Here is a 21,466-nt window from a genome sequence, read left to right on the forward strand (position 1 = left end):
ACCGCTGCCGGCGCCGGCGTTCGTCCCTGACCTGATCTGGCGGCTTGCTCACCGCGCAAGCTTAGCGTGCGTGCATGGCAAGACCATGCATGCGCGCGCAGCGCGCGGCCCGGGTCAGCCCAGGCGCCGCGCCTCGTCCACCCCGGGCAGCGCGTCGAGCTTGCCGAGCAAGGTCGACAGCTGCCCGTAGTCGCCGACCTTCAGGCGCAGCCGCAACTGGGTGCGGCCGCTGTCGCGCACGTTGTCGCTGTTGATCTCCAGCACGTGCGCGTCCTCCTGCGCGATCAGGTTGGTGATGTCCTTGAGCAGCCAGCGCCGGTCCATCGCCCGCACCAGCACGTCCACCTCGTAGCCGCCGCCGGCCTGGCCCCACTCCACCGGCAGCACCCGTTGCGGGTTGCTGGCGGCGAGCCGGGCGAAGGACGCGCAATCGACCCGGTGCACGGTGACGCCGCGGGTGCGGGTCAGGTAGCCGGCGATCGGCTCGCCGGCGACCGGCTGGCAGCAGCGCGCCAGCTGCACCAGCAGGTTGCCCACGCCCTGCACGGTGAACTTGGACTTGGCCAATCCGCTGCGGCGCGCGGTCGGCCGCGGCAGTGCCGGCGCCGCCGGCTGCGCCGCGGCGCGTTCGGCCTCGTGCAGGGCGCGGCCGACCTGGCTGGGGCCGACGTCGCCCAGCGCGACCTGGATGTACAGCTCCTCGATGCCGTCGGCATGGAACTTCTTCGCCGCCGGCAACAGGTCGGCGTGCTGCAGGCCCAGGCGCTTGAGTTCGCGCTCGAGCAGGTCCTTGCCGGCCTGCACGTTGCGCGCGCGGTCGAGTTTGTGGAACCAGGCGCGCACCTTGTCGCGCGAGCGGCCGCTGGCCAGGTAGCCGTTGGCCGGCAGCAGCCAGTCGCGGCGCGGCTCGGCCTCCTTGCCGGTCAGTATCTCGACGCGGTCGCCGCTGCGCAGCTTGTGGGTCAGCGGCACGATGCGGTTGTTGACCTTGGCGCCGCGGCAGCGGTGCCCGACCATGGTGTGCACGTGGTAGGCGAAATCCAGCGGCGTGGCGCCCTGCGGCAGGTCGATCACCTCGCCCATCGGAGTCAGCGCATACACCCGGTCCTCGACCAGCTCGGCGTCGAGCGCGCCGGCCAGCCCGCCCTGCTCGCCGTCCTGCGACTGCTCCAGCAGCTGCCGCATCCAGGTGATCTTGCGGTCGAACGCCTTCTCCGCGCCCTTGCCGCCTTCCTTGTACTTCCAGTGCGCGGCCACGCCCAGCTCGGCCTGCGCGTGCATCTCGTGAGTGCGGATCTGCACCTCGATCGTGCGCCCTTCCGGGCCGACCACGGCGGTGTGCAGCGAGCGGTAATCGTTGGCCTTGGGCCGGGCGATGTAGTCGTCGAACTCGCTGGGCACCGGCGCCCACAGCGCATGCACCACGCCCAGCGCGGCGTAGCAGGCGGCGACGTCGTCGACCATCACCCGCACCGCGCGCAGGTCGTACAGCTGGTCGAAGGCCAGCCGCTTCTTCTGCATCTTCCGCCAGATGCTGTAGATGTGCTTGGGCCGGCCGCTGATCTCCGCCTGCAGGCCCTGCTCGCCCAGCGCCTTGGACAGGATCTTCTTGACCGCCTCGATATAGCGCTCGCGCGCCACCCGGCTCTCGTCCACCTCGCGCGCGATGCGCCGGTAGGTGTCCGGCTCCAGGTGGCGGAACGCCAGGTCCTCCAGCTCCCATTTCAGCTGCCAGATGCCCAGCCGGTTGGCCAGCGGCGCGTGGATGTCGCGGGTCAGCTGCGCCAGCGCGCGGCGCTGCGCCTCGGGCAGCTTGTCGGCCACGCGCATCTTCGCCAGCTGCCGCGCCAGCAGGATCGGCACCACGCGCAGGTCCTGCACGATCGACAGCAGCAGCCGGCGCAGGCCTTCGCTGTTGCGCCCGGCCTCGCGCCCGGCGTGCAGCGCCCAGACCTGGTCGGCCGCGTCCTGGCCGTCGAGCAGGCCGACCACCGCCTGCGCCCGCGCCGGCGGCGCGACCGGCAACTGCGCCAGCTGCGCGCGCAAGCCGGGCAGGTCGAACAGCAGCGCGGCCAGCAGCGCCGCTTCGTCGGCGGACAGCAGCGCCAGCGCGTCCAGCGTATCGGCCAGCACCGGCCACGGCGCGCGCGCGGCCTGTTCCGGCTGCGCGTGCCAGGCCTGCAACAGCGCTTCGCGCAGCGCGGGCGCCAGCGCGGCGGCGGCCGGACGCTGCAGCAGCGCCTCCAGGCCGGGATGGGGAGAGTGATTCAAGGACGGACGGTCGTGACGAAGCGGTGCCGCCTACACTAGCGCGCTTGCGCGCCCGCCCACAATTGCGCGCAACGCGCCGCGCGGACCGCCGCGGCCGCATCCCTACCAGAAGCTCATTGTGACCGGCTTGCGACTTGGCCCGCCCTTACCGGAAATTTCACATCCCCCGTGGGGTGCGGGCCTATTCTCGAAACCGACGCCGCGCTCCGCTGAAACCGATGTCGCCGTCGTCGCCCTGTGATCCCACCCGAAGAGGAACGCCCATGAAGAAGTGGAACAAGCCCGTGATCCGCGAAATCTGCGTCGGTGCGGAAATCAACTGTTACGCCTCCGGCGAGCTTTGATCGCGTGTCAGCCCCGTTCCCGAGACGATGCGTGACCGGCCAGGCGCCGTAGACGGAGACCGGATGCACCTCATCGTATTGGGATCGGCGGCCGGCGGAGGGCACCCGCAATGGAACTGCCATACACCCGCGAGCCTGCGGGCATGGCAACAGCTTGCGGGTGCCCAACGTCGCACCCAGGCCAGCATCGCGGTCAGCGCCGACAACCAGCGCTGGCTGCTCATCAACGCTTCCCCCGATTTCCGCCAGCAGCTGCTGGCGACCCCCGCGCTGTGGCCGCAACGCGACCTGCGCCATTCGCCGATCGAGGCCGTGCTGCTGACCAGCGGCGAGATCGACCATATCGCCGGCCTGCTGTCGATGCGCGAAAGCCAGCGCTTCGACCTGCATGCCAGCGGCCGCGTGCTCGACCTGCTGGCGCAGAATCCGATCTTCGACGCGCTGCACCCGGCCTACGTGCAGCGCCATGCCTTCACCCTGGACACGCCGCTGTCGCTGCTCGGCCTGCAGGTGACGCCGTTCGCGGTGCCGGGCAAGGTGCCGCTGTTCATGGAGAGCCGCCACAGCGGCGACCTGGCCGGCTCCGACGAAGAGACCCTGGGCCTGACCATCGACGACGGCCGCCATCGCTTCCACTACATTCCCGGCTGCGCGACCATGACCGACGCGTTGCGCACGCGCCTGCGCGGCGCCGAACTGGTGTTCTTCGACGGCACCCTGTGGCGCGACGACGAACTGGTGCAGCTCGGGGTCAGCGCCAAGACCGGCCAGCGCATGGGCCACCTCAGCATCGACGGCGAGGCCGGCACCCTGCGCGCGTTCGCCGACCTGGACGTGGCGCGCAAGGTCTTCATCCACATCAACACCACCAACCCGATCCTCGACGCCGGCTCGGCCGAACGCGCAGCGGTGGCCGCGCACGGCTGGGACGTCGCCCACGACGGCATGGACATCACCCTGTGAGAACCCGCCTGTGAGCGCATTGCTGAGCCCCGAGCAATTGGAAGCGGAACTGCGCGCGATCGGCGCGCGCCTGTACCACGACCAGCACCCGTTCCATGCGCTGCTGCACAGCGGCCGGCTCGAGCGCGGCCAGGTCCAGGCCTGGGCGCTGAACCGCTACGAGTACCAGCGCTGCATCCCGCTGAAGGACGCGGCGATCCTGGCGCGGATGGACGATCCGGCGCTGCGCCGGATCTGGCGCCAGCGCATCGTCGACCACGACGGCAGCGCCGACGGCGAAGGCGGCATCGCGCGCTGGCTGCACCTGACCGACGCGCTGGGCCTGGACCGCGACCTGGTGCAATCCGGCCGCGCCCTGCTGCCGGGCACCCGCTTCGCGGTGCAGGCCTACCTGCACTTCGTGCGCGAGAAGAGCCTGCTGGAAGCGATCGCCTCGTCGCTGACCGAGCTGTTCGCGCCGGGCATCATCGGCCGCCGCGTCGCCGGCATGCTGCAGCACTACGATTTCGTCTCGCGCGAGGCGCTGGCGTATTTCGAGCACCGCCTGCACGAGGCGCCGCGCGATTCGGACTTCGCCCTGGACTACGTCAAGCGCCACGCCGACACGGTGGAAAAGCAGCAACTGGTGCAGGACGCGCTGCGCTTCAAGTGCGGCGTGCTGTGGTCGCAGCTGGATGCGTTGCACTTCGCCTACGTGCAACCCGGCGTGGCCTGGCCGGACGCGTTCGTCGCCGCGCCCGCGCAGGCGGCGGCATGAGCGCAGCGGCGCCCGACAGCTGCCCGCGGCTGGCGGCCGGCGTGCGCCTGCAGCACGACCGCACCCGCGCGCAATGGGTGCTGCTGGCGCCGGAACGGGTGGTCGAACTCGACGAGATCGCGCATGCGATCGTGTCGCGCTGCGACGGCACGCGCTCGCTGGCGGCGATCGCCGCGGACCTGGCCGCGGAGTTCGACGCCGATCCGGCCGAGGTCGAGCGCGACGTGCTCGAGCTGGCCGCGGACCTGCACGGCAAGCGTCTGCTGCGCGCATGAACGCGACCGTGCCGCCGCCGCTGTCGCTGCTGCTCGAGCTGACCCACCGCTGCCCGCTGGCCTGCCCGTACTGCTCCAACCCGATCGCCCTGGCCGGCCTGCGCGAGGAGATGGACACCGCCGGCTGGCGCTCGGCGCTGGACCAGGCCGCGGCGATGGGCGTGCTGCAGGCGCATTTTTCCGGCGGCGAACCGATGCTGCGCAAGGACCTGCCCGAGCTGGTCGCGCATGCGCGCGCGCTGGGGCTGTACAGCAACCTGATCACCTCCGGCGTGGCCGGCGGCGCGCCGATGCTGGCGCAACTGGCCGCCGCCGGGCTGGAACACGTGCAACTGAGCGTGCAGGACGCCGACGCCGCCGGCGCCGACTTCATCGCCGGCTACCGCGACAGCCTGGCCAAGAAGCGCGCGTTCGCCGCCTCGGTGCGTGCGCTCGACCTGCCGCTGACGATCAACGCGGTGATCCACCGCCACAACGCCGAACGGGTGCCGGCGATGATCGAGCTGGCGCTGGAGCTGGGCGCCGAGCGCCTGGAAGTGGCGCACACCCAGTACTACGGCTGGGGCCTGCGCAATCGCGCCGCGCTGATGCCCAGCCGCGCGCAGATCGACGCCACCGTGGTCGCGGTGACCGCGGCGCGCGAACGGCTGGGCGACCGGCTGACCATCGATTTCGTCACCCCCGACTACTACGCGCACCGGCCCAAGGCGTGCATGGGCGGCTGGGGCCAGCGCTTCGTCAACATCTCGCCGCGCGGCGACGTGCTGCCCTGCCACGCCGCCGAGACCTTGCCGGACATGGTGTTCGAAAACCTGCGCGAGCGGCCGCTGGCGGCGATCTGGCAGGACGGCGAGGCGTTCGCCCGCTACCGCGGCACCGCATGGATGCCGGAGGTGTGCCAGGGCTGTCCGAAACGCGAGATCGACTGGGGCGGCTGCCGTTGCCAGGCGCTGGCGCTGAGCGGCGATGCGGCCACGCTGGACCCGGTCTGCGAGCGCGCGCCCGAGCATGCCGACGTGCAGGCGCTGGCCCAGCGCGAGGCGGCCGCTGCGGCGCCGGCGTTCGTGTACCGGCGCCCGGCACGGCCGCAAGCGGAAACCGAGTCCAGCGCGGGCTGATCGCCGGCCGGGCATCTGCGCCGGCCAACCGCGTGCCGCGGCGGCGTCGGCGAGTGACCCGCGCCAGCGCCGTGGGATGGCGCACAGCGGGGCATGACCGCAGCACTGGCGGGCATCGCCACCCAGCACCCGCGCCACGTCTTGCGACTACACTACGTCGCACTCCACTGCCCGGATCCCGCCATGCTGCTTGCGCGCCTCACTCCCCTGGTCCTGTGCGCGGCGCTCGCCGTGTGCGCCGTTCCCGCCGCCGCCCAGCGCACCGTCGCCGGCGACCTGCAGACGCAGATGTCGGCGCAGGAATTCAAGGCCGCCGGGCTGGACAAGCTGTCGCCGCAGGAACTGACCGCGCTGAACGACTGGCTGCAGGGCAAGGTCGCCAAGGAGACCGCGGTGGCGCTGGAGAAGGCCAAGGAAGAAGGCCGCCAGGAAGTGATCGTGAAGAACCGCGGCTTCTTCGACTTCGGCAGCCAGGAGCCGATCGAAAGCACCCTGGTCGGCGAGTTCACCGGCTTCTCCAAGGGCCGCCGCTACGTGCTGGCCAACGGCCAGGAATGGGAGCAGACCGAATCCGCCAGCCTGAGCAGCGTGCGCCGCAGCGCGCCCAAGGTGCGGATCAAGCCGGGCATCGGCGGCGTGTGGTACATGCAGGTGGACACCTACAACACCCAGGCCAAGGTGCGCCGCGTCAAGTAAGGCGCAGGCCGTGAACGTGCGCCAGCATCCGCGGCTGGGCCTGGCCGACGCCTCGCACAGCCTCGCCGACGCGCTGCGCCGGCGCTTCCGCGCCAGCGACGTCTGGTTCATCGCGCTGGCGTTGCTGGTCGGCCTGGTCGCCGGCCTGCTGACCCTGCTGCAGAGCGGCCTGGCGCATGGCGCGCAGGCCTGGCTGTACGGCCTGGACGTCGATGCCCGGCTCAGCGCGATGCCCGAACTGAGCCTGGGCCAGTTGCTGGTGCTGCCGCTGGGCGGGCTGCTGGTCGGCCTGCTCGGCATGGCCGCGCGCGCGCGCAAGCGCCAGCTGATCGATGCGGTCGAAGCCAATGCGCTGTACGGCGGGCGCATGTCGATGCGCGACAACCTGATCGTGTCCGCGCAGACCCTGCTGTCCAACGGCTGCGGCGCCTCGGTCGGGCTGGAGGCGGCGTACACGCAGATGGGCGCGGGCAGCGGCTCGCACCTGGGACGGATCCTGCGCCTGCGCCGCGCCGACATCCGCACCCTGGTCGGCGCCGGTGCCGGCGCGGCCATCGCCGCTGCGTTCGGCGCGCCGCTGGCCGGCGCGTTCTACGCGTTCGAGATCGTGATCGGCGCGTACTCGCCGTCGGCGCTGGCGCCGGTGGCGGTGGCCTCGCTGGGCGCGGTGTTCGTGGCCCAGGCCGCCGGCGTGCAACCGTACCTGCTGCCGGCCTCGGCGGCATCCGCGCTGGAAGCGCGCGACTACCTGCTGTACGCGCTGCTCGGCGCGATCTGCGCGCTGCTGGCGGTGGCGGTGATGCGCCTGGTCGGCGCGATCGAGCAGGCGGTCAACCGCAGCCCGCTGCCGCGCTGGGCGCGACCGGTGGCCGGCGGCCTGATGCTGATCCCGCTGGCGCTGATCACCCCGCAGGTGCTCTCCTCCGGGCACGGCGCGCTGCACCTGGACCTGACCAGCCCGACCTCGCTGCAATGGCTGGGCGTGCTGTTGCTGCTCAAGTGCCTGGCCTCGGGCATTTCGCTCGGCTTCGGCTTCCGCGGCGGCCTGTTCTTCGCCTCGCTGTTCATGGGCTCGCTGGTCGGCGGACTGTTCGCCGGGCTGTTGAACCTGGGCACCGGCATGGCCCTGGTCGACGGCACCGCCGCCTCGCTGGCCGGCATGGCCGCGCTGGCCGCGGCGGTGGTCGGCGCGCCGATGACGATGGCGATGCTGGTGCTCGAGGGCACCCACGATTTCGTGCTGGCCAGCGCGGTGATGGTGGCGGTGCTGGTGGCCAACACCATCGTGCGCCAGGTGTTCGGCTATTCGTTCTCGACGTGGCGCCTGCACCTGCGCGGCGAGACCATCAAGAGCGCGCGCGACGTGGGCTGGGTCAAGCACCTGAGCGCCGGACGGATGATGCGCCAGGACGTGCACCCGCTCGCCGCCGGCACCTCGGTGGCCGAATTCCGCCGCCGTTTCCCGCTCGGCTCGGGCGTGCGCGTGGTGCTGGAAGACGAACAGGGCCACTACGCCGGACTGGTGACGCTGGCCGCCGCCTACGCCGACGGCGTGAACGCCGACGCGGCCATCGCCGACTACGCCGGCAACCGCGACGTGGCGCTACGCGCCGAGACCGACGTGGTCACCGCGATGCGCCAGTTCGACCTGACCCAGAGCGACGAACTGGCGGTGGTCGACGACCACGGCAAGGTGCTCGGCGTGCTGACCGAGAGCTTCGTGCGCAAGCGCTACGCCGAGGAACTGGACAAGCGCCAGCGCGAGCTGATGGGCGAACGGGTCGACGATTGAGTTAGGGGCCGGGATTTGGGATTGGGGATTCGGGATTCGTAAAAGCGCAAAGCGTGCGATCAGACATCCGTAGTCGCTTTTACGAATCTCCAATCCCGAATCCCGAATCCCGAATCCCGAATCACCGCACCCCAGCCACCCGCTGCGCCAGCTTCTTGGCCGAGATCCCGGGCTTGGCGCCCAGTTCCTGCGCGAACAACGACACCCGCAATTCCTCCAGGTCCCAGCGCAGCGCCTGCCACTGCGGATCGGCGCTGCGCCCGGCCGCGGCGGCATCGGCCAGCGCATCGACGAAAGGTTTCAACTCCAGCATCCGCGCCTGATCGCGCGCCGGATCGCGCTTGGCGCGTTCGGCGCGCAGGATCATCGCGCGCAGGTAGCGCGGAAACTGCGCCAGCGCCGTCGCCGGGGTCTCGCGCAGGAAGCCCGGATGCACCAGCGCCGCCAGCTGCGCGCGCAGGTCGTCGAGGTTGCCGCTGGCCCAGCCCATCAGCGGCGATTCCAGCTGCGGCTTCAATTCCGCCGCCGCGCCCATGATCGCCTCGGCCAGCTTCAGCCGCTCCATCGCCTCGCCGAACAGTTGCTTGCCGGCGGCATCGCGGCGCTGGGCGAAGCCGCCCGGGTCGCGGATCACGTCCAGGCCATCTTCGAGCAGCGCATTCAACGCCGCATCGACCAGATCGCCGCGCAAGCGCTCCTGCGACTCGATCGCCGCATACAGCAGCCCGGTCTTCGGCGACACCGGCAGCTGCTTGCGCGCCTGCTTGACCTTGTCGGCCAGCGCGATCTCCAGCAGCCGGCGCACGCCGCGCGGATGCGCCGCCTCGGCCTGCGCGCGGTCGGCGAAGATGCGCAGCGCCGCCGCGTCGCCTTCGTCCACCAGGGCCGGATACGCCGGCACCCCCGCTTCGCCCGGCACCTGCAGCGGGATCGGCGCGGACGGGAACTCGCGCAGCCCGTCGGCCGCCATCTCGCGCCCGGCACGGGCGGCGAACGCCTGCCCTGCGCGGTCGCCGAAGCGGGCGCGCAACGCGTCCAGGTCGCGCGATTCGGTCAGCACCTTGCCGGCGTCGTCGCGCAGCCGCAGATTCATGCGCAGGTGCGGGTCCAATGCGCTTTCGTCGAAATCCAGCGCGCTCAGCGCCGCGCCGGTGGCGCGCTGCAGGAAGCGCGCCAGCTCGCCGCGCATGTCGTCGGCGCCGGGCTGCGGGAACGCCTCGTAGAACGCGCGGGCGAAGTCCGGCGCCGGCACGTAGTTGCGGCGCATCGCCTTGGGCAGGCTGCGGATCAGCGCCGCGGCCTTGTCGGCGACGAAACCCGGCGCCAGCCACGACAGCCGCGCCGCATCCAGCGCATTGAGCAGGTGCAGCGGCACCTCCAGGGTCACGCCGTCGTCGGCCGCGCCGGGTTCGAATTTGTAATGCAGCGCCAGCCGCGCGTCGCCCAGCGCGAAATACTTCGGATAGCGGTCGGCCTCGCTGCCTTCGCCCGGCAGCAGATCGGTCAGCGACCAGTGCAGCGCGCGCCGCTGCTCCGGCGGCAGCGCCTTCCACCACGCGTCCAGGCCGGCGGCCGAGTGGATCTCGCCGGGAATCCGGTCCAGGTACCAGCGCGCCTGCCAGTCCTCGTCGGCGACGATGCCGGCGCGGCGCAGCTTGGCTTCTTCCTCGTGCGCCTGCGCCAGCACTTTCTGGTTGTCGGCGACGAAGCTGGCGCGGGTGTTGATCTCGCCCGGCACCAGGCCCTGGCGCACGAACAGTTCGTGCGCGCCGGGCGGGTCGATGCGGCCGTAGTGCACCGGCTTCTTCGGCGCCAGCACCAGCCCGAACAGGCTGATCTGTTCGGAGGCCAGCACCTGCCCCTGCGCGCGCGACCAATGCGGGTCGAAATGCTTGCGCGCCAGCAGGTGCGGCAGCTCGGCGATGACCCAGTCCGGCTCGACCGCGGCATTGGTCATGCCCCACACCTTCTGCGTGTCCAGCAACGTGGCCGGCAGCACCCACGGCGGCGGCTTGCGCGCAAGCGCCGAGCCGGGGAACAGCAGGAAGCGGCGCTGCCGCGGCGCCAGGAAATCGCCCTTCTCGGTGCGATGGCCGACCTGCGTCGGCAGGCCGGCAAGCAGCGCGCGGTGCAACGCCTGGTAGGCGGCGGCGCGTTCGCGCTCGCTGGCACGTGGTGCGTCGTCGGCCGGGTTGGCCTGCGCTGCAGGCCTGGGTTCGGTGGGCGCTGGCGCCGACGTGGGTTCGCTGCGCCCTTCGCGCGCCAGCCGCGCAGCGCGATGCAGCTGCCCGCGCGTGGCGCGCGCGCTGGTCTCGGCATCGCGGGCCGGCGGCGGCGACGCCGCACCGGCCAGCAACGGCAGCAGCGAGGCCGCCGCCGGCTCTTCGCTCCAGCCCAGTTCCTCGCACAGCAGGTGCAGCTGGCGGTGCAGTTCGCGCCACTCGCGCATGCGCAGGAAACCGAGGAAGTGGCGCCCGCACCAGTCGCGCAGCCTGGACTGGGTCAGCTCCTCGTGCGCCTGCCGGTAGCCGTCCCACAGGCGCAGGATGCCGACGAATTCCGAGCGCGCATCGGCGAATTTGGCGTGCGCGTTGTCGGCCGCCTCGCGCGCTTCCGGCGGGCGCTCGCGCGGGTCCTGGATGCCCAGGAACGCGGCGATCACCAGCATCGGCCGCAGGCAGCCGTGCTGCTGCGCGGCCACCAGCATCCGCGCCAGCTTCACATCGACCGGCAGCCGCGCCATCTTGCGGCCGATCTCGGTCAGCTTGCGCAGGCCATGGCGGTCGGGCTCGCCGACCGCGCCCAGTTCCACCAGCTGCTGCCAGCCGTCGGCGACCGCGCGCTCGTCCGGCGGCTCCAGGAACGGAAAATCCTCGATCCGCCCCAGCCCCAGCTGCAGCATGCGCAGGATCACCCCGGCCAGGCTGGAGCGGCGGATCTCCGGATCAGTGAATTCCGGCCGCGCCTGGAAATCGGCCTCGGCGTACAGCCGGTAGCAGATGCCTTCGGCCACGCGTCCGCAACGGCCCTTGCGCTGGTTGGCGCTGGCCTGCGAGATCGGTTCGATGTGCAGCCGGTCCAGCTTCTGCCGCGGGCTGTAGCGCTTGACCCGCGCGTAGCCGGGATCGACCACGTAGCGGATCCGCGGCACCGTCAGCGAGGTCTCGGCGACGTTGGTGGCCAGCACCAGGCGCCGCCGCGGGCCGGGATTGAACACCCGGTCCTGGTCGCTGTTGGACAGCCGCGCGTACAGCGGCAGCACCTCGGTCTCGCGGTACTTGCGCCGCTCCAGCGCCTGGTGCGCATCGCGGATCTCGCGCTCGCCGGGCAGGAACAGCAGCACGTCGCCGCGCGGGTCGAGCCGGGTGATCTCGTCCACCGCGGCCACGATCGCATCGTTGACCGTGAGGCCGGGATTGGGGATTGGGGATTGGGGATTCGCAACGGCGGATGGCCGTGAGCGTTCGGGATTCCGGGCTTCTGCCAATCCCAAATCCCCACTCTCCAATCCCGGCTCTTCCAGCGGCCGGTAGCGCACTTCCACCGGGAACGTGCGACCCTCGACGCTGATCACCGGCGCGCCGTCGAAATGCTCGGCGAAACGCGCGGTGTCGATCGTCGCCGAGGTCACGATCACCTTCAGCTCCGGACGCTTGCGCAGCAGCTGCTTGAGGTAGCCGAGCAGGAAATCGATGTTGAGGCTGCGCTCGTGCGCCTCGTCGACGATGATCGTGTCGTAGCTGGACAGCCAGCGGTCGCTGGCGATCTCGGCCAGCAGGATGCCGTCGGTCATGAACTTGATCCGGGTCTCCTCGCCGACCCGGTCGTTGAAGCGCACCTGGAAGCCCACCGCCCCGCCCACCGGCGTGCGCAGTTCCTCGGCCACGCGCGCGGCCACCGCGCGCGCGGCGATGCGCCGCGGCTGGGTGCAGCCGATCATGCCGGCGGCGCCGCGTCCGGCGGCCAGGCACAGCTTCGGCAGCTGCGTGGTCTTGCCCGAGCCGGTCTCGCCGGCGATGACCACCACCTGGTGCGCGCGGATCAGCGCCACGATGCGCTCGGCCTCGCGCGCGATCGGCAGCTGCTCGTCCAGGGTGATCGCCGGCTGCGCCGCCGCGCGCGCCTGGCAGCGCGCCTGCGACTGCCCCAGCGCCTGCTCGAACGCTGCCTCCAATGCGGGATTGCCGGGCGCGGCCTGCCAGCGCGACCATAGGCCGAACAGGCGGCCGCGGTCGCGGGTCAGCGCCCCGTCGATCGCGTCGCGGCGCTCGCGCCGGCGGGCGGCCAAGTGTTTTTCGATAGTGCTCATCAATCAGATGCCGTTGAACTTTGAATAACAGCGCATGCTTTAGTCTGTCTATTGTGACGCCATATCGTTCCCAACCCCTCAAGAGGATTTCCTGATGGCCAAGAGCAAGACCCCCGGCAAGACCAAGAGCCCCGCCAAGCAGGCAGCGTCCACCACGCCACTGGCGTCGCTGGCGCCGTCCGCGCCCAACATCGATATCGGGATCAGCGGCGGCGACCGCAAGAAGATCGCCGATGGCCTGTCGCACTTCATGGCCGACGCGTTCACCCTGTACCTGAAGACCCACAACTTCCACTGGAACGTGACCGGGTCGATGTTCAATTCGCTGCACCTGATGTTCGAGACCCAGTACACCGAGCAGTGGGCGGCATTGGACGACGTCGCCGAGCGCATCCGCGCGCTGGGCTTCAACGCGCCGGGCTCGTACAAGGAATTCGCCGCGCTGACCTCGATCCCGGAAGAGCCGGGCCTGAGCGACAGCGCCGACTGGCGCGAGATGGTGCGCCAGCTGGTGGTCGGCAACGAGGCCCTGTGCCGCACCGCGCGCAAGGCGCTCAAGACCGCCGACGATGCCGGCGACGACCCGTCGGTGGACATGCTGACCCAGCGCCTGCAGACCCACGAGAAGTACGCGTGGATGCTGCGGTCGCTGCTGCAGTAAGGGTACGACCACGCCTGCGCAGCAGGCATGGCCTCCCAGAGTTTGCGCGGCAAACTCTGGGCCCCAGCTGCGTGGCTTCCAATCCCCGCGCCTTCGGCGCGCCCCCTTACCAAGGGGGCTTGCACGCTGGTGGCTCCGCGCAAGGGGCGTCTGGGTCGCAAGCGTCCTGCATACTGGTGGGCGAGGCGGCGGCTCCGCCTACATGGACGTTCGATGACCGCCCCGTCTCCGTATCCCTCGCTGCGTCGCCCGTTGCTGGCCATCGTGCTTGGATGCGTCGTCGGTATCGCGGCTGGCTTGGCCGCCGGCTTTTATGCGGGGTCGCAACTCGACGACTCCGGCGTGTCCATCAAGAGTGGGAATGAACTGGTCGCGTTGCTGCTCGCGGTGCTGAACGCGGTGCTGACCGCGATCAGCTACAGCATCAGTTTTCTCGTCCCCGCGCTGAACTGGTTCGCCGGGGTATGGGCCGCGTGCGTCGCTCTGGCCCTGGCAGTGGACTGCTGCCAGCCGCAGCAGCGCAGCGTGCCGAAGATCACCGCACTGGCGCTGCTGGTGCTGCTGAGCGGCCTGGGCCTGGTGGCAGTGGCGGTGTGGGCGCGCGGCTACGACGCCGACCATCCCGCGCAAGTGCTGGCGACGATCGCGCCGGCGCTGGCCTGTTCGGCGGCGCTGCTGGTCGCGCTGCCGGTGCTGGTGATCGGCCACTTCGTCGGCAGGCGCCGCGCGCGTCGGGCAATGCCTACGCACGCGGCCGCTGGCGCCTGACACCGCGGTGCGTGGTGGCGGCGCACTGCCGCGCTTGACCTACGCGGTATCCTAGGCGCATGCAATCTTCCGCCCATTCCGTGCTCAGCCGCGTATTCGGCTACGACCAGTTCCGCGGTCCGCAGCAGGACATCGTCGAACACGTCGCCGCCGGCCAGGACGCGCTGGTACTGATGCCCACCGGCGGCGGCAAGTCGCTGTGCTACCAGATCCCCTCGCTGCTGCGCGACGGCACCGGCATCGTCATCTCGCCGCTGATCGCGCTGATGCAGGACCAGGTCGAGGCGCTGCGCCAGCTCGGCGTGCGCGCCGAATACCTCAATTCCACGCTGGATGGCGAAACCGCGCAGCGGGTCGAGCGCGAGCTGCTGGCCGGCGAGCTGGACCTGCTGTACGTCGCCCCCGAACGCCTGCTGACCCCGCGCTTCCTGTCCCTGCTCGAACGCAGCCGCATCGCCCTGTTCGCGATCGACGAGGCGCACTGCGTGTCGCAATGGGGCCACGATTTCCGCCCCGAGTACCGGCAGCTCACCGTGCTGCACGAGCGCTGGCCGCAGATCCCGCGCATCGCCCTGACCGCCACCGCCGATCCGCCGACCCAGCGCGAGATCGCCGAACGCCTGGACCTGACCCAGGCGCGCCACTTCGTCAGCTCCTTCGACCGCCCCAACATCCGCTACACCGTGGTGCAGAAGGACAACAGCAAGCGCCAGTTGCTGGATTTCCTGCGCGCGCACCGCGGCAGCGCCGGCATCGTCTACTGCCTGTCGCGGCGCAAGGTCGAGGAGACCGCCGAGTTCCTGGCCAAGGAAGGGCTCAACGCCCTGCCCTATCACGCCGGCCTGCCGGCCGAAGTGCGTGCCGCCAACCAGCGCCGCTTCCTGCGCGAGGACGGCATCGTGATGTGCGCCACCATCGCCTTCGGCATGGGCATCGACAAGCCGGACGTGCGCTTCGTCGCGCATACCGACCTGCCCAAGTCGCTGGAAGGCTACTACCAGGAAACCGGCCGCGCCGGGCGCGACGGCGAAGCCGCCGAGGCCTGGCTGTGCTACGGCCTGGGCGACGTGGTGCTGCTCAAGCAGATGATCGAAAAGGGCGAAGCCGGCGAAGACCGCAAGCGGGTGGAGCGGCGCAAGCTCGACCAGCTGCTGGGCTATTGCGAATCGATGCAGTGCCGGCGCCAGGTGCTGCTGGCCGGCTTCGGCGAGACCTATCCGCAGCCCTGCGGCAACTGCGACAACTGCCTGACCCCGGCCGCGGCCTGGGACGCCACCGTGGCCGTGCAGAAGGCGCTGAGCTGCGTCTACCGCAGCGGCCAGCGCTTCGGCGTCGGCCACCTGATCGACATCCTGCGCGGCAGCGACGGCGAGAAGATCAAGCAGTTCGGCCACGACCAGCTCAGCACCTACGGCATCGGCAAGGACCTGGACGCGCGCGCCTGGCGCGGGGTGTTCCGGCAACTGGTCGCCACCGGGCTGCTGGAAGTGGACAGCGACGCCTACGGCGGGCTGCGCCTGACCGACGCCAGCCGCCAGGTGCTCAAGGGCGAACGCCAGATCATGATGCGCCGCGAGGCGCCGAGCCGCGGCCGCGAACGCGGCGACCGCAGCGGCAGCCCGCGCACCGGCGTGCCGGTGCAGCCGCAGGACCTGAGCCTGTTCAACGCGCTGCGCGACCTGCGCGCCGGCCTGGCCAAGGAGCAGAACGTGCCGGCGTTCGTGATCTTCCACGACAGCACTCTGCGCAATATCGCCGAACAGCGCCCGACCAGCCTGGACGAACTGGCCCATGTCGGCGGCATCGGCGGCACCAAACTGGCCCGCTACGGCCAGCAGCTGATCGATATCGTGCTGCAGCAGGGCTAGCGGAACCGGCCCGGCGACGGCCGTTTGCCGCCACGTCGCGGCCCGTGCCCGGCACCGGCAAGAAAATCCCCGGCCGCCGACAGGCCGGGTTCAACGTGGTATTGATAGCGTCGCCTCATGGTGGCGCGCAGCTGCGGTTGCAGCCACCCAGCCCTTCTTTCCTTGGCGTACGTCCGATGAAACGATCCTTCCTGCTAGCCTGCGCCCTGCTCGCCGGCCCGGCCATGGCGCAAACCTCCGCCGACGGCGGCAGCAGCGACAGCGAAGCGGCCAAGCGCGCGCTGGACCTGAGCGTGCCGCAGCAGCCGATCACCTACGGCACCGACCCGGTGTACAAGGCCGACCCGCCCGGCGCCTACTACGGCGACACCAGCGGCACCTCGGCCTCGGCACAGAAGGCCGCGGCCACCCAGGCCCTGGCCGAGGCCGAACAGGCGCGCGCCGACCGCTGCAAGGGCGACGTGCACGGCAGCGTCTCTACCGGTTTCGGCTATTCCTCACGCGGCGGCAACAGCAACTACCAGGCCGCCAACCTCAACCTGTGCAAGACCTACTACAACGACGACGGCAAGCCGCGCGAAGTCGGCATCAGCATCAGCGTCGGCCAGAGCGAAGGCCACGGCGGCTATTACGGCCGCGGCGGCTACGGCTATCCCTACGGCGGCTGGTAGGTAGCCCCCAGACGGCCGGCGCAGCGGCGGCCTGCCCGCGCCGGCATCGGGCAGGCGCCCGCCATGCATCGATTCCCGCGCGCGGCCGGAGCGCGATCCGACGCCTGGTGCGGCACTGCTCGGCAACGCCTCCGCCGCCGGCGAACGCGCCGGCCCGGGCAAGTGGTCAAAACCAGACAGCCACGGATGGCTGCACACACCAGCGTCATCCGTCGCGCCCATCTCCCGGCCCGCCACTACGCGGACGCCACGCCGCAACGCGCGCCTGCGAACGCGCCCAGGCCTGCGTCACGCAGCGGCCGCGGCTCAGAAATCCAGGCTGTAACCCACCGTCAGCGTGCGGCCGCGCCCGGCGAAATAGCGGTCCGGTTCGACCAGCGCGCTCTGCGAGTAGTAGGTGATGTACTGGCGATCGAGCAGGTTGGCGACCGCCAGGCGCAGTTCGCCCTGGCGCAGCCGGTAGTTCAGCGCCGCATCGACCAGCGCATAGCCGCTGAACCGCTTTTGCGGATCGTCGAAGCTGCGGCCGAACGCGTACTGCGCCTGCACGAAGCTGGACAGCCGCGGCGTCCATTGCGAAGACCAGCTGCCGACGACGCGGTTGGGCGCGATGTTCAATCCGTCCAGGTGCGCATCCAGCGTGCCGTTGCCGTCGCTGTCGTAGCGCCCGCGCGTATACGCATAGGCCAGGCCGAGGCGCTGCCGCTCGTTGAGCCGGTACTTGGCGCTGGCATCCACGCCTTCGATGCGGGTCTTCTCCCGCGCCATCTGGAACGCACCGTCCACCGCGATCACCCGGGTGCCGTAGTCCGAGCGCGACTGGAACACGCCGACATCGACATCCCACGCCGCGCCGCGCAGGCGCGTGCCCAGTTCGACATTGCGGGTCAGCACCGGCTGCAGCGCGCTCAGGCTGGCGACGCTGGTGCCGGGCGTGTTGATCGAGCGCAGCACGCGGCCCACGTCGGGCATGCCGAAGCCTTCGGAATAGCTGGCGAAGACGTTGAAGCGCTCGCTCGGCGCCAGCACCGCGCCGACGTTGTACAGCGTCTCGGCGAAGGACAGGGTGCCGCCCTGCACCTGCACCCGGTTGTAGCGGGCCAGGGTCTGGTAACTGTCGATGCGCAGCTTCGCGTCCTCGTGGCGCACGCCGCCATGCACGGTCAGCTGCGGCAGAAGCCGGTATTCGCCCTGCAGGAACGCGGCCAGGTCGCGGTACTCCGACTCGGGCACATAGGTGCGGCCGGTGCCGTACAGGTCCTGCTTGCCGCTGTCCCACAGGGTGTCGAAGCCGCCGGTGAGCTTGAGCCGGCCATCGAGCAGGTCGTCCTTGCCGAGGCTGGTCTTGGAACCCCACTTGGACGCGACCGAGCGCGACTGGTCGTACAGCGTGCCGTTGGGCGCGATGCGCGGATCCTGGAAGGTGGCCGAGTTGTCGGCGCCGAACAGGCCTTCGAACTCCTGGTTGAACACCATCGCCTTCAGTTCCATGCCCGCCAGGTCGTGATGAACATAGGACAGGCCGGTGGTCCACACGTCGTTCCATGGCGGCGTGCCTTCGGGCCGGCCGCGCACCGAGGTGGTCGGGATGCCGAGTTCGCGATCGCCGGCCACGCCGAGGTACTCGGCCTTGGACTTGATCCGGTAGCGGTTGGAACTGAACTGCAGCTCCTGCCGGTCGTCGATCCAGTAGCCCAGCTTGGCGTGCACGTCGTAGGCGCGCGTGGCCATCAGATCGCCCTGGGTCACGTCGGTGCCGATCGCGCGCCCGTCGCCGTCCAGGTACAGGCCCTGGTCCTCATAGCCGACCGCGAACAGGTAGTCGAGCTTGTCGTGGCGCCCGTCGATGCGGTAGCTGGTCCTGTAGCTCGTGGTCTCGGCATCGACGTCGGTGGTCGGTACGGTCGCCTGCACCTCGACATGCTGGTTGAGCGCGCCCGGCTGCGGGCGGCGCGTGACCAGGTTGATGGTGCCGCCGGTGGCGCCCAGGCCGTTCATCGCGTTGGCGCCCTGGATCACCTCGATGCGCTCGACCATCGCGTAGTCGATCGTGTGCGCTTCGCGTCCGGTCGGGCGCAGCGGATTGGACTGCGGGATGCCGTCGACCAGGATCAGCGGCGTGCGTCCACGCAAGGTCTCGCCGCTGCCGTTCATCTTGCCGCGGCTCGGCGTATACGACGGCAGCAGGCTGGACAGCAGGTCCGACGAATTGCTGCTGATGCTGAGCTGCTGGGCGATCTCCTGCTGGTCGATCACCACCACGGTCTGGGGCGCCGTGTCCGCGGGTTGGTCGGTACGCGATGCGCTGACGACCACGGCGTCCAGCGTTTGCGTGGAGGGCGACTGCGCCCGGGCAACAGTGATGGCAGCCGCCAGCGGAAGCATGGCGACGGACAGGGAACACAGCAGACGCATCAACGGATCCTTGTGACAAGGACGGTACCAATCGCAGATGTGCCGGCGCCGCCCGATAACGAGAATGATTATTATACGCACATGTACACACCCGGCCAGCTTCTTGGCCGCAGTGCGCGTCCGGCTTCGCTTCGCGTCGCCCCCGCGTAGCGAGATCGGCGTCGTGTTCGAGCGAAGTACCGCTGCGCGCTGCGCGCGGCCGACGCCCCGCGAAACACAGTGCAAGGCCAGCAGGTCGCCTGGCTGCTGGCCGAGCCCGCCGCGGAAAGCCGCGTCAGCCGGCAGCGGTGTACATGCCCGGGAAATAGCGCTCCATCAGCGAGTGCGGATACCGCGGCGCGGTGAATCCGTAGCGCGCATACGCGCATGCGCATCGCTGGTGGCGAGGCTGAAACGGCGCAGGCCCTGCAGCTCGGGATGGGCCAGGATCGCCTCCATCAATGCCTTGCCGTAGCCCTTGCCGCGGTCCTCGGGCAACCCAAAGACGTCGCCCAGACAAGCGAAGGTCGCGTAGTCGGAGACTACTCTGGCGAACGCGACCTGGCGGCTGCCGACGAAACCGCCGAAGCATAGGGAATGCGCGATCGCCTTTTTAGCAGCGCCAGCGGGACGTCCTTGGCGCAGCCGGTGTGCTGCGACAGACAGCGATGGATCTCGCGCGTCTGCACTTCGGCCTTGTCGGTGCTGATTCGCAGCCCGCACATCGTGTCGCCCCCTGAAAGACGGTCGTCCGCGGGCACGCCGAGGCGCCGCAATCGCCCCATTGTCGCCATTCGGCGCGTGCGATGGCGGGTTTCCCGTGCGCAGGCACCTGCCCGACCGCGGCAATCAGCCGAGCGGTCGCAGCAGCAGCAATAGACACAGTGCCAGCATGAACACCGCGATGCAGGCGTCCAGCATCCGCCATGCGCCGGGCTTGCGGAACACCGGCTGCAGCAATCGTGCGCCATAGCCCAGGCTGCAGAACCAGGCCACGCTCGCCACACAGGCGCCGCACGCGAACGCCCAGCGCAGCGCTCCCGGATAGCGGGTGGACAGGCTGCCGAGCAGGACCATCGTGTCGAGATACACGTGCGGGTTGAGAAACGTGAAGCCCAGGCAGGCCAGCAGCACGCGGTGCCGGCTCGCCGGCGTCTCGCCGTGCGCCTTCAATGCGCCGGCACCGCGCCAGGCGCGTTGCGCCGCCATCAGGCCGTAGACGCCGAGGAAGGCCGCGCCGGCGTAGCGCAGCACCTGCAGCAGTGCGGGCCATTGCTGCACCAGCGCGCCGATGCCGGCGACCCCGAGCACGATCAAGGCGATATCCCCGGCTGCGCAGACCGCCACCACCAGGCCCACCTGCTGCCGCTGCAAACCCTGGCGCAGCACGAACGCGTTCTGCGCGCCGATCGCGACGATCAGGCCGGCGCCGGCGATGAAGCCGGCAAGCAATGCTTCGAGCACCATGAGGATGGCCAGGACCGAGGGAGGCGCATGCTGGCCCGAAGGTCGTGATTAGCCAAGCTAAATATTCTGTACGCTATGAAGAAATGCTAATCAGGCGGCCGCATGGACCTGCTTCATCCGCAACTGTCGGCCTTCGCCGCCGTGCTCGACGAAGGCAGCTTCGAAGCGGCGGCGCGGCGGCTGTCGCTGACGCCGTCGGCGATCTCGCAACGGATCAAGGCGCTCGAGGACCGCCTCGGGCAGGTGCTGGTGGTGCGCCAGGCACCCTGCCGGCCGACGCCTGCAGGCGAAGCGCTGCTGCGCCGGGTGCGGCCGATGCAGGCGCTGGAGGCCGAGGCGATGGCCGATTTCCTGCCGAACGCGGCCGACGCCGGACTCGCGCGCAGCATCGCGATCGCGGTCAACGACGACTCGCTGCAGACCTGGTTCCTCGCCGCGCTGGCGTCGCTGCACCATGCGCACGGCTTCCTGTTCGACGTGCACGTGGACGACCAGGACCACACGCTGGAGCTGCTGCGCAACGGTGCCGTGCTCGGCGCGGTCACGTCCGCGAGCAAGCCGCTGCAGGGCTGCAACGTGCATGCCCTGGGCAGCATGCGCTACCACGCGATCGCCTCGCCGGCATTCGTCGCGCGCCACTTCGCCGCAGGACTCACAGCGGCAGCGCTGGCACAGGCGCCGATGATGGTGTTCAACCGCAAGGACGCGCTGCAGGCGCGCTTCGTGCGGCGCATCACCCGCACCCGCCTGAGCCCACCCATCCACTACCTGCCGACCTCGACCGGCTTCGTCGAAGCCGCCGCGCGCGGTCTCGGATGGTGCCTCGCCCCCGAGCAGATGCTCGCGTCCGGATTGCGCGAGAAACAGATCGTCGTCATCGACCCGCAGCGCTGGCTCGACGTCCCGCTCTATTGGCAGCACGCGGCGGTGCGTTCGAGCGTCCTGCAGCACATCAGCCAGGCACTGCGTACCGCGGCGTCGAGCATGCAGCGCGGACGGAAAGACGCTTGAGCCGCATGCGCCTGATCGAGATGCGCCCGACGCGGCACGGCAGGCGCCGGTTCACTGCGGCAGGCGCCATGCGCTCCCACTTGGTCGACGGCCCACGTCAC

Annotated in this window: 15 protein-coding genes and 1 pseudogene; 11 read left to right on the plus strand and 5 right to left on the minus strand. The window is 70.4% G+C overall.

Going from position 1 to position 21,466, the window contains the following annotated elements:
* Positions 1 to 114: 114 nt before the first annotated feature.
* Positions 115 to 2,271 (minus strand): bifunctional (p)ppGpp synthetase/guanosine-3',5'-bis(diphosphate) 3'-pyrophosphohydrolase, encoded by a 2,157-nt coding sequence (locus HDC36_RS09180; RefSeq protein ID WP_179566504.1) that lies wholly within the window; start codon positions 2,269 to 2,271, stop codon positions 115 to 117.
* Between the two features lie 407 nt (positions 2,272 to 2,678).
* On the opposite strand from HDC36_RS09180, the gene pqqB reads away from it, so the two are divergent.
* The 6 genes from pqqB to HDC36_RS09215 all read left to right on the plus strand — a co-directional run bounded on the left by pqqB (position 2,679) and on the right by HDC36_RS09215 (position 8,216).
* On the plus strand, positions 2,679 to 3,578 hold the full coding sequence (gene pqqB, locus HDC36_RS09190) for a pyrroloquinoline quinone biosynthesis protein PqqB (protein WP_179566505.1): 900 nt from the start codon (positions 2,679 to 2,681) through the stop codon (positions 3,576 to 3,578).
* A gap of 10 nt (positions 3,579 to 3,588) precedes the next feature.
* Positions 3,589 to 4,335 carry a pyrroloquinoline-quinone synthase PqqC gene (gene pqqC / locus HDC36_RS09195; protein ID WP_179566506.1) on the plus strand — a complete coding sequence of 249 codons (747 nt, stop codon included), beginning with the start codon at positions 3,589 to 3,591 and terminating at the stop codon, positions 4,333 to 4,335.
* Positions 4,332 to 4,610, plus strand: coding sequence for a pyrroloquinoline quinone biosynthesis peptide chaperone PqqD (gene pqqD, locus HDC36_RS09200; protein WP_179566507.1), 279 nt, complete (start codon positions 4,332 to 4,334; stop codon positions 4,608 to 4,610). Before pqqC ends, pqqD begins: the two co-directional genes overlap by 4 nt.
* Positions 4,607 to 5,728, plus strand: a complete 1,122-nt coding sequence (gene pqqE, locus HDC36_RS09205; RefSeq protein ID WP_179566508.1) for a pyrroloquinoline quinone biosynthesis protein PqqE — start codon at positions 4,607 to 4,609, stop codon at positions 5,726 to 5,728. The genes pqqD and pqqE overlap by 4 nt, the downstream gene beginning before the upstream one ends.
* Positions 5,729 to 5,911: 183 nt before the next feature.
* On the plus strand, positions 5,912 to 6,424 hold the full coding sequence (locus HDC36_RS09210; RefSeq protein WP_179566509.1) for a hypothetical protein: 513 nt from the start codon (positions 5,912 to 5,914) through the stop codon (positions 6,422 to 6,424).
* Between the two features lie 10 nt (positions 6,425 to 6,434).
* Positions 6,435 to 8,216, plus strand: a complete 1,782-nt coding sequence (locus tag HDC36_RS09215) for a chloride channel protein (RefSeq protein ID WP_179566510.1) — start codon at positions 6,435 to 6,437, stop codon at positions 8,214 to 8,216.
* A gap of 121 nt (positions 8,217 to 8,337) precedes the next feature.
* On the opposite strand, the gene hrpA is transcribed toward HDC36_RS09215, so the two are convergent.
* Complete coding sequence (hrpA, locus tag HDC36_RS09220) at positions 8,338 to 12,525, minus strand: ATP-dependent RNA helicase HrpA (protein ID WP_179566511.1); 4,188 nt, start codon at positions 12,523 to 12,525, stop codon at positions 8,338 to 8,340.
* A 94-nt stretch (positions 12,526 to 12,619) separates the two neighbouring features.
* Here hrpA and HDC36_RS09225 point away from each other — a divergent pair, with 94 nt between their 5' ends.
* From HDC36_RS09225 to HDC36_RS09240, 4 genes are all read left to right on the plus strand, one after another.
* Positions 12,620 to 13,186, plus strand: coding sequence for a Dps family protein (locus HDC36_RS09225; protein WP_225209712.1), 567 nt, complete (start codon positions 12,620 to 12,622; stop codon positions 13,184 to 13,186).
* Between the two features lie 252 nt (positions 13,187 to 13,438).
* The gene (locus HDC36_RS09230) at positions 13,439 to 13,954 is read left to right on the plus strand and encodes a hypothetical protein (RefSeq protein WP_179566512.1); all 516 of its coding nucleotides are present in this window, start codon (positions 13,439 to 13,441) and stop codon (positions 13,952 to 13,954) included.
* 59 nt (positions 13,955 to 14,013) lie between these two features.
* Positions 14,014 to 15,822, plus strand: a complete 1,809-nt coding sequence (recQ, locus tag HDC36_RS09235; RefSeq protein ID WP_179566514.1) for a DNA helicase RecQ — start codon at positions 14,014 to 14,016, stop codon at positions 15,820 to 15,822.
* Between the two features lie 176 nt (positions 15,823 to 15,998).
* Positions 15,999 to 16,493 (plus strand): hypothetical protein, encoded by a 495-nt coding sequence (locus HDC36_RS09240; RefSeq protein WP_179566516.1) that lies wholly within the window; start codon positions 15,999 to 16,001, stop codon positions 16,491 to 16,493.
* A 306-nt stretch (positions 16,494 to 16,799) separates the two neighbouring features.
* On the opposite strand, the gene HDC36_RS09245 is transcribed toward HDC36_RS09240, so the two are convergent.
* The 3 genes and pseudogenes from HDC36_RS09245 to HDC36_RS09255 all read right to left on the minus strand — a co-directional run bounded on the left by HDC36_RS09245 (position 16,800) and on the right by HDC36_RS09255 (position 20,354).
* Entirely contained in the window at positions 16,800 to 18,908 is a 2,109-nt protein-coding gene (locus tag HDC36_RS09245) for a TonB-dependent receptor (RefSeq protein WP_179566518.1), read from the minus strand.
* Positions 18,909 to 19,182: 274 nt separating this feature from the next.
* Positions 19,183 to 19,612, minus strand: a pseudogene (locus HDC36_RS09250) (GNAT family N-acetyltransferase).
* A 124-nt stretch (positions 19,613 to 19,736) separates the two neighbouring features.
* Positions 19,737 to 20,354, minus strand: a complete 618-nt coding sequence (locus HDC36_RS09255; RefSeq protein ID WP_179566520.1) for a LysE/ArgO family amino acid transporter — start codon at positions 20,352 to 20,354, stop codon at positions 19,737 to 19,739.
* 102 nt (positions 20,355 to 20,456) lie between these two features.
* Here HDC36_RS09255 and HDC36_RS09260 point away from each other — a divergent pair, with 102 nt between their 5' ends.
* The gene (locus HDC36_RS09260) at positions 20,457 to 21,365 is read left to right on the plus strand and encodes a LysR family transcriptional regulator ArgP (protein WP_179566522.1); all 909 of its coding nucleotides are present in this window, start codon (positions 20,457 to 20,459) and stop codon (positions 21,363 to 21,365) included.
* Positions 21,366 to 21,466 lie beyond the last annotated feature (101 nt).

Origin of the sequence: Xanthomonas sp. JAI131 (assembly GCF_013410075.1) — a bacterium.
GTDB classification, from domain to species: domain Bacteria; phylum Pseudomonadota; class Gammaproteobacteria; order Xanthomonadales; family Xanthomonadaceae; genus Xanthomonas_A; species Xanthomonas_A bonasiae.

Bases quoted from the DNA above. Each gene is read 5' to 3' on its own strand.
- HDC36_RS09245 (WP_179566518.1), bottom strand. From the start codon at position 18,908: ATGCGTCTGCTGTGTTCCCTGTCCGTCGCCATGCTTCCGCTGGCGGCT.
- pqqB (WP_179566505.1), top strand. From the start codon at position 2,679: ATGCACCTCATCGTATTGGGATCGGCGGCCGGCGGAGGGCACCCGCAA.
- HDC36_RS09240 (WP_179566516.1), top strand. From the start codon at position 15,999: ATGAAACGATCCTTCCTGCTAGCCTGCGCCCTGCTCGCCGGCCCGGCC.
- pqqD (WP_179566507.1), top strand. From the start codon at position 4,332: ATGAGCGCAGCGGCGCCCGACAGCTGCCCGCGGCTGGCGGCCGGCGTG.
- pqqE (WP_179566508.1), top strand. From the start codon at position 4,607: ATGAACGCGACCGTGCCGCCGCCGCTGTCGCTGCTGCTCGAGCTGACC.
- HDC36_RS09210 (WP_179566509.1), top strand. From the start codon at position 5,912: ATGCTGCTTGCGCGCCTCACTCCCCTGGTCCTGTGCGCGGCGCTCGCC.
- HDC36_RS09260 (WP_179566522.1), top strand. From the start codon at position 20,457: ATGGACCTGCTTCATCCGCAACTGTCGGCCTTCGCCGCCGTGCTCGAC.
- HDC36_RS09225 (WP_225209712.1), top strand. From the start codon at position 12,620: ATGGCCAAGAGCAAGACCCCCGGCAAGACCAAGAGCCCCGCCAAGCAG.
- recQ (WP_179566514.1), top strand. From the start codon at position 14,014: ATGCAATCTTCCGCCCATTCCGTGCTCAGCCGCGTATTCGGCTACGAC.
- HDC36_RS09255 (WP_179566520.1), bottom strand. From the start codon at position 20,354: ATGGTGCTCGAAGCATTGCTTGCCGGCTTCATCGCCGGCGCCGGCCTG.
- hrpA (WP_179566511.1), bottom strand. From the start codon at position 12,525: ATGAGCACTATCGAAAAACACTTGGCCGCCCGCCGGCGCGAGCGCCGC.